General features: G+C 70.8%; 5 protein-coding genes. All 5 read left to right on the forward strand.

Annotated elements, in window-relative coordinates; genetic code table 11:
* The first annotated feature begins 117 nt into the window (after positions 1-117).
* The 5 genes from APM_RS17490 (at position 118) to APM_RS17510 (ending at position 7,289) form a co-directional block, all read left to right on the forward strand.
* Entirely contained in the window at positions 118-651 is a 534-nt protein-coding gene (locus tag APM_RS17490) for a hypothetical protein (protein ID WP_007424727.1), read from the forward strand.
* A 352-nt stretch (positions 652-1,003) separates the two neighbouring features.
* Positions 1,004-2,206 carry an alkane 1-monooxygenase gene (locus tag APM_RS17495; protein WP_007424728.1) on the forward strand — a complete coding sequence of 401 codons (1,203 nt, stop codon included), beginning with the start codon at positions 1,004-1,006 and terminating at the stop codon, positions 2,204-2,206.
* 3 nt (positions 2,207-2,209) lie between these two features.
* Positions 2,210-3,280, forward strand: coding sequence for a 2Fe-2S iron-sulfur cluster-binding protein (locus APM_RS17500; RefSeq protein WP_007424729.1), 1,071 nt, complete (start codon positions 2,210-2,212; stop codon positions 3,278-3,280).
* Positions 3,281-3,312: 32 nt separating this feature from the next.
* Positions 3,313-5,889 carry an acyl-CoA dehydrogenase gene (locus APM_RS17505; protein ID WP_007424730.1) on the forward strand — a complete coding sequence of 859 codons (2,577 nt, stop codon included), beginning with the start codon at positions 3,313-3,315 and terminating at the stop codon, positions 5,887-5,889.
* A complete protein-coding gene (locus APM_RS17510; RefSeq protein WP_039889160.1) occupies positions 5,889-7,289 on the forward strand; it encodes a 3-oxoacyl-ACP reductase in 1,401 nt (466 codons plus the stop codon). Before APM_RS17505 ends, APM_RS17510 begins: the two co-directional genes overlap by 1 nt.
* Positions 7,290-7,378 lie beyond the last annotated feature (89 nt).

Here is a 7,378-nt window from a genome sequence, read left to right on the forward strand (position 1 = left end):
GGGCTCGCTCAACACGGCGACGCTGCCGGTGGCCTCGACGCTGCTGGCGACGGCGAACCAGAGCCTGGGCGGCGCCGCCGGCGGCGGGGTGGACACGCTGGCCAAGGCGCCGGCAACGTGCCTGTGCTGGGCGGGGCGGTGAACGGCGCGCTGGTGACGGCGAGCAACGCGATCGGCGGCACGAGCACGCCGGGCGGCACGTCGCTTGGCCAGACGCTGACGAACCTGACGGGCTCGGTATCGGGCGCGCTCGGCACCGGTGCGGCGACGCTGACCGGCGCCACCGGCACGGCGGTCGGCTCGCTGCCCTCGACCTCGCCTCTGGGCGGCTTGACCGGCTCCGGCCTTGGCACGGTGACCGGCGTGGTCGGCCAGGTGATCAACACGGCGACCAGCGCCCTGCCGGTCGGCGGCTCGACCACCGGCGCCACCGGCGCGCTCGCGCCGATCACCGGCACGCTCGCCACGGCCACCAGCACCCTGCCCACCGGCGGTTCGACGACCGGCACGACCACCACCCTGTTGGCACCGGTGACCGGCGCGGTATCGACGGTGACGGGCACGCTCTCCAGCGCCACGGGAACCACGGGCAGCACGAGCCCGCTTGCGCCCGTGACCGGCCTTCTGTCCGGTTTGACAAGCAAGCTGTAAGACCGTGTGAGGGGCGGCGCCGTCAGCGTCGCCGCCCCGTCCGGCTTCGTCATGCCGGCGCCATTCCTGAAGCCCGGCCTCTAGATCTCTCCGCGCCGGCGCATGCCTCTGCCGAGCGCGGCTGGCTGCGGCGATTTGCAGGTGATCCTCCGCGTCGTCGGCAGCGTGCCGGCCCGCAAATGTGCCGCGACCGGCACTGCTCCCGCAGCGCTCGGGGCAGTCCTCATAAATTGATCAAAATCCCAAAAACAGGATTAATTCGCCTAAACTATCCAAAAAATAACTTGCATCAGGGCAAAACTATCGTTTACGTCAACGTGCTCTCCAAAACATAAACAGGAGCGTCCAGCCCATGCAAGCCACAGCAAGATCGCTTTCGATCACCGCCATCGCCGTCGTCTTCACCGCCCTGATGACTCTGGGCGGGTGGCATTATTTCATTGCCGCGGCGATCATCACCGCCGTCTTCGTCGGTCTCGACCTCGTCGGCGGCATGGAACTTTCCGATCCGGTCTATCGCAACCCGACGCAGATGAACCTCCAGCTCTATCTCGTCCTGCCGCTGATGGTGGTCTACCTCGTCTTCTACGCCTGGTTCCTTGGCGGCTATCTCGGCGTCCGCGGCGACACGCTGGGGCTCGGCCACGCCTATGCGGCGCTGACCGGCGTCGATCTGCTCGCCGCCCGCGCGCATGTCACCCTGATCGAGCTCGTCGTCGGCGCCTATGCGCTCGGCACGATCTGGGCGGGATTCGGCACCGTGGTCGGCCACGAACTCACGCACCGCACATGGAGCCGGCCGGCCATGCTGGTCGGCCGCTGGCTGCTGGCGCTCACCTCGGATGCGAGCTTCTCGATCGAGCATGTCTACGGACACCACGCCAATCTCGGCACGCCGAAGGACCCGGCCACCGCCTATCGCGGCGAATCCGTCTATCACTTCATCGTCCGCTCCACCCTCGGGCAGATCGCCGGCGCCTGGCACATCGAGGCGGCGCGGCTGAAGCGCCTCGGCCGACCGGTCTGGAGCCCGCGCAACCGCATGTTCACCGGCTGGCTGATGACCCTCGCCTATGCCGGGCTTTTCCTCCTCTTCGCCGGCTGGGTCGGCGTCGCCGTCTTCTTCGCGACATCGCTGTTCGGCAAAAGCTATCTCGAGGCGGTCAACTACATCGAGCATTACGGCATCGTCCGCGTGCCGGGCGCGCCGATCGAACCGCGGCATTCGTGGAACTGCAACCACCGCGTCTCGTCCTGGCTGCTGTTCAACCTCACCCGCCACTCGCATCACCACGCCATGGGCGACAAGCCCTATTGGGAACTCCGCTCCTATCCGGACGCGCCGATGATGCCGTTCGGCTACCTGACGATGATCTATCTCGCGCTGGCGCCCTCGGTGTTCCGGCGCATCGTCCACCCGCTGGTGCTCGACTGGGACCGCCGCTACGCGATCCCCGCCGAATTCCCGCTGATCGAGGCGGCGAATGCCCGCAGCGGCGTGCCCGAGTTTGCCGCCTCGCGCGCGCATCTCGCCACCCTGGCCGCGGCGGAGTAACCGATGGGGCTGCTCGACCGTCTCTTCGGCGGCAGGCAGGGCGCGGCGAGCGTCCGCGTCCTGCCCGCGGATCTCAGCTTCGACGTGCCGCCGAAGCAGACCATCCTGCAGGCCGCGCTCGACCAGGGCATCGCCTATCCGCACAGCTGCCGTGTGGGCTCCTGCGGCACCTGCAAGACCAGGCTGGTCGAGGGCGAGGTGCGCGAACTCACCGACAAATCCTACCTCCTGACCGACGAGGAGATGCGCGCCGGCGTCATCCTCGCCTGCCAGTCGGTGCCGAAGGGCCCGGTCGTTCTCGAGAACGACCGGCTTTCCCTCGGCGGCCCCCGGCATGACGTGATCGCCGCCCGCGCCAGCATCGCAGCACTCGACCGCATGACGTCGGACATCATGCGCCTGTCGGTGACGCTCGATGCCCCGCTCGCCTACACCGCCGGCCAGTATGCCGAGCTGGCACGGCCCGGCGACGAGATGCGGCAGTTCTCCTTCATCGACCCGCCCTCCGGCCCGGCGGCGACCACCGCCCGCTTCTTCATCCGCCACGTCCCCGGCGGCGCCTTCACCTCCTGGCTGTTCGAGGCGGCACGCCCCGGCGACACGCTCGACCTGCGCGGCCCGTTCGGCGATTTCTGGCTCCGCCCCGGCACCGCCCCCATCGTCGCCATCGCCGGCGGATCGGGGCTCGGTCCGGTCAAGGCGGTGCTCGAACAGGCGCGGGCCGACCGCGTGCCGCGCGACGCGATCCTGATATTCGGTGTCCGCACCAGGGCCGATCTCTACGCGCTCGACGAGATTTCGCTTCTCACCCGCAGCTGGATTTCCCGTTTCACCTTCGTGCCGGTCCTCTCGGCCGAGCCGGCGGGCTCTGACTGGTCTGGCGCGCGGGGTTTCGTGCACGAGCATCTCGCCGCGCTCGGCGTGGCACTCGCCGGCCATCAGGCCTATCTCTGCGGTCCGCCCGTGATGATTGACGCCGCACTGCCGGTGCTGCGCGCGGCGGGCATCGCGGCGGCCGACATTCACTACGACGCCTTCACCGACCGCTCGACCGGCGCGATCGCCGCCGCCTGAGCGACGGCGGCCCGGAAAGGGAGATTGACGACATGGACTTGATCACTGCCCTCTGGTGGCTCGCCGGCATCGCCGGCGCCGGCGCCCTCATTGCCGCGCGCCGCCCCGCGCGGCTGTTTCTTGCCGGCCTCGTGGCCTGGCTGGTCATCGGCTGGCTGACCGGCGCCGCCGGCTGGATCGCGAGCGTCATCCTGCTGGTCGTCATCGGCGCGCCGGCGGCCCTGCTGTCGGCGACCGGCACCCGCGAGCGCCTGCTCAGCCGCCGCCTGCTGCCCGTCTTCCGCCGCATCATGCCGAAGATGAGCGAGACCGAGCGCAGCGCCATCGAGGCCGGCTCCGTCTGGTGGGACGCCGAGCTCTTCGCCGGCCGCCCCGACTGGTCGAAGCTGCTCGCCACCCCGAAGCCGGTGCTCAGCCCCGAGGAGCAATCCTTCCTCGACAACGAGACCGAGCGCCTCTGCGACCTCGCCAATGACTGGGACAGCACCCAGATCTGGCAGGACATGCCGCCCGCCGCCTGGGACTATGCCAAGGAAGCCGGCTTCCTCGGCATGATCATCCCCCGATCGTATGGCGGCAAGGGCTTCTCGGCACTCGCGCATTCCGCGGTGGTCACCAAGCTCGCCACCCGCTGCTCGGCCGCGGCGGTCTCGGTCATGGTGCCGAACTCCCTCGGCCCGGCCGAACTTCTCCTCCATTACGGCACCGAGGAGCAGAAGAACCACTATCTCCCGCGCCTCGCCCGCGGCGAGGACGTGCCCTGCTTCGCCCTCACCAACCCCTATGCCGGCTCCGACGCCGCCTCGATCACCGACACGGGCATCGTCGTCCGCCGCATGTGGGAAGGCCGCGAGACCCTCGGCTTCCTGGTCTCCTGCGACAAGCGCTACATCACCCTCGCCCCGGTCGCGACCGTGGTCGGCCTCGCCTTCCGCGTCCGCGATCCCGAAGGCCTGCTCGGCGACAATCCCGAGCCCGGCATCACCTGCGCGCTGATCCCGCGCGCGCATCCCGGCCTCGAGATCGGCCGTCGCCACTGGCCGCTCAACGCCGTCTTCCAGAACGGCCCGATCCGCGCGCACGAAATGTTCGTCCCGGTCGACATGGTCATCGGCGGCCATGCCCAGGTCGGCAAGGGCTGGCGCATGCTGATGGAATGCCTCGCCGCCGGCCGCGCCATCTCGCTGCCCTCCTCGGCCACCGGCGCGGCCAAGATCGCCACCAACGGCACCAGCGCCTATGCCGCCATCCGCCGCCAGTTCAACATGCCGGTCGGCCGGTTCGAGGCGATCGAGGAGCCGATGGGCCGTATGGGCGGCCACCTCTACGCCATGGACGCCACCCGCAAGCTCTCCGCCGTCGCCATCGATATCGGCGAGAAGCCCTCGGTCATCTCCGCCATCGCCAAATACCACATGACCGAACGCGGCCGCATGGTGGTGGCCGATGCGATGGACATCGCCGGCGGCAAGGCCATCTGCATGGGCCCCGGCAACTTCCTCGCCCGCGCCTGGCAGCAGATCCCGATCGCGATCACGGTCGAGGGCGCGAACATCATGACCCGCAGCCTGATCATCTTCGGCCAGGGCGCGATCCGCTGCCATCCCTACATCCTCAGGCTGATGCACGCCGGCGCCGAGAGCGACGGCCGCAAGGCGCTGCGCGACTTCGACCGCGCCTTCTTCGGCTACATGGGCTTCGTCGCCAGCAACGCGCTGCGCGCCGGCCTCGCCGGTCTCGGCGTCCGCCGCCGCGCACCGAAAGGTGCGGCGCCCGAACTCGCCCGCTACTACCGCGCGGCCGACCGTCTCTCCGTCGTCCTCGCCCTGTCGTCGGACATCGCGATGGCAACCCTCGGCGGCGCGCTCAAGCGCAAGGAAAGCGTCACCGCCCGCCTCGGCGACGTGCTGAGCCAGCTCTACATCCTCTCCGCCGTGCTCAAGCGCTACGAGGATGACGGCCGCCCCGGCGCCGACCTGCCGCTGGTCCACTGGGCCGCGCAGGACGCCTTGCACCGCGCCCACACCGCCCTGCGCGAGCTCTACGCGAACTACCCGATCCGCCCGGTCGGAATTGCGCTCCGCCTGCTGTGTTTCCCCTTCGGCGTGCCGGCCGCGGCACCCTCCGACCGCTTGCATGCCGAGATCTCCGCGCTCCTGCGCGAGATGGGGCCGACCCGCGCGCGTCTTTTCGAAGGTGCGTGGCAGCCGCGCCCGGACATCGAGCCGCTGCTCGGCGCCCTCGAACCCGCCGCGATGGCCTATCCGCGCATCGAGGCGATCGAGCGCCGCCTGAAGGACTCGATCCGCGCCGGCACCATCGGCCGCCTGCCGCAAGCCCTGCCGCTGCTCGTCGACTGGGCCGGCGAGGCGCGGCAGAAGGGCCTGATCGACGCGGAGGAGGCCGAACTGATCCGCACCTTCGCCGATAATGCGGCGAAGGTCATCGCGGTCGATGATTTCCCGCAGGATTTCGGCATGGCGGAAGCCCTGCAGACCCGCGCCGCCTACTGGGCCGAGCGCGATGGCGGCGAGGCGCCCGGCATCGCCCGGATCGGGAGGGGCGGCGCGAAGGCGCGGTCGTCGCGCGCACCGACGGCGGCCGAATGATGGCTGACCGCTACCTCGCCTTCGCCAACCGGCCGGTCGGCCGCTTCCTCACCGGCCGGCTGGGGCTGCCGCAGCCCCGTCCGCTGTTGCGCCACGCCGAGGGGCAGCCCGCGGTGATCGGCCCGGTCCTCGCCGGCGCCGCCCCCGGCGGCCGTCTCGCCGCGGCCGTGGTCGCGACCCTCGCCGGCACGCCGGCCGCGATGCTGTTCGAGGGCGATGCCGCCGACTGGCCGGGTCTCGCCGCCCACCACGGCGTCATGGCGGCGCGCTTCCTGCCGGGGCAGAGCGGGCGCGCCGGTTCGGCGGTGTTCGATGCGACCGGCATCGCCGATCCGGCCGGGCTCGACGCGCTCTACACCTTCTTTCACCGCGTGATCCGCGAGATCGCGCCGGACGGCCGCATCGTCGTCCTCGGCGCGCCGCCGGAAACCTGCGCCGACGCCGATGCAAGGATTGCCCAGCGCGCCCTCGAAGGCTTCACCCGCTCGCTCGGCAAGGAGGCGCGGCGCAACATCGCGGTGCAGCTCGTCCGCTTCGCCGCCGATGCCGATGCCGCCGCGCTCGACAGCACGCTCCGCTTCTTCCTCTCCCGCCGCAGCGCCTATGTCTCGGGACAGGTCGTCCACGTCGCGGCGCCGGTCGTGGACCTGCCCGAATCCGCGCCGCGCGCCCATCGGGGCCGCCGCGTTCTCGTCACCGGCGCCGCCCGCGGCATCGGTGCCGCCATCGCCGAAGCCTTCGCCCGCGAAGGGGCGAAGGTCGTCGCCCTCGACGTGCCCCAGGCCGGGGCCGACCTGCTGTCCCTCGCCCAGCGCCTCGGCGGCAGCCGCCTCGCCCTCGACATCACCGATCCCGCTTCGGATGCCGCGATCCTCGAGGACGCCGCGACCCACGGCGGCTACGACGTCGTCGTCCACAATGCCGGCATCACCCGCGACCGCACCATCGCCCGCATGAGCCGCGCCGAATGGGACCAGACGATGCAGGTCAACCTGCTGGCCCCGCTGCGCATCACCGAAGCCCTGCTCGGCGCCGGCGCGCTCGGGCCCAACGGCCGCATCGTCGGCGTCTCCTCGATCGCCGGGATCGCCGGCAATGTCGGCCAGACCAACTATGCCGCGACCAAGGCCGGCGTGATCGGCATGGTCGATGCGCTCGCCCCGCGCCTTGCCGCGCGCGGGGCCACGATCAACGCCGTCGCCCCCGGCTTCATCGAGACCCGGATGACCGCCGCCATCCCCTTCGCCATCCGCGAGGCCGGACGGCGGATGAACGCGATGGGGCAGGGCGGCCTGCCGGAAGATGTCGCCGAGACCATCCTCTGGCTCGCCGAGCCGCGCAGCGCCGGGGTCAACGGCAACATCGTCCGCGTCTGCGGCCAGAGCCTGCTGGGCGCCTGAGATGGAGGCCTTCCCGATCCCGGCCGGCAACATCGCGCCCGCGCCGGACCCCGATCCCTGGCGCGCCGCGCCGCAGGAAACGCTGAAGG

This window comes from Acidiphilium sp. PM, from assembly GCF_000219295.1.
In the GTDB taxonomy this organism is placed as follows: Bacteria; Pseudomonadota; Alphaproteobacteria; order Acetobacterales; family Acetobacteraceae; genus Acidiphilium; species Acidiphilium multivorum.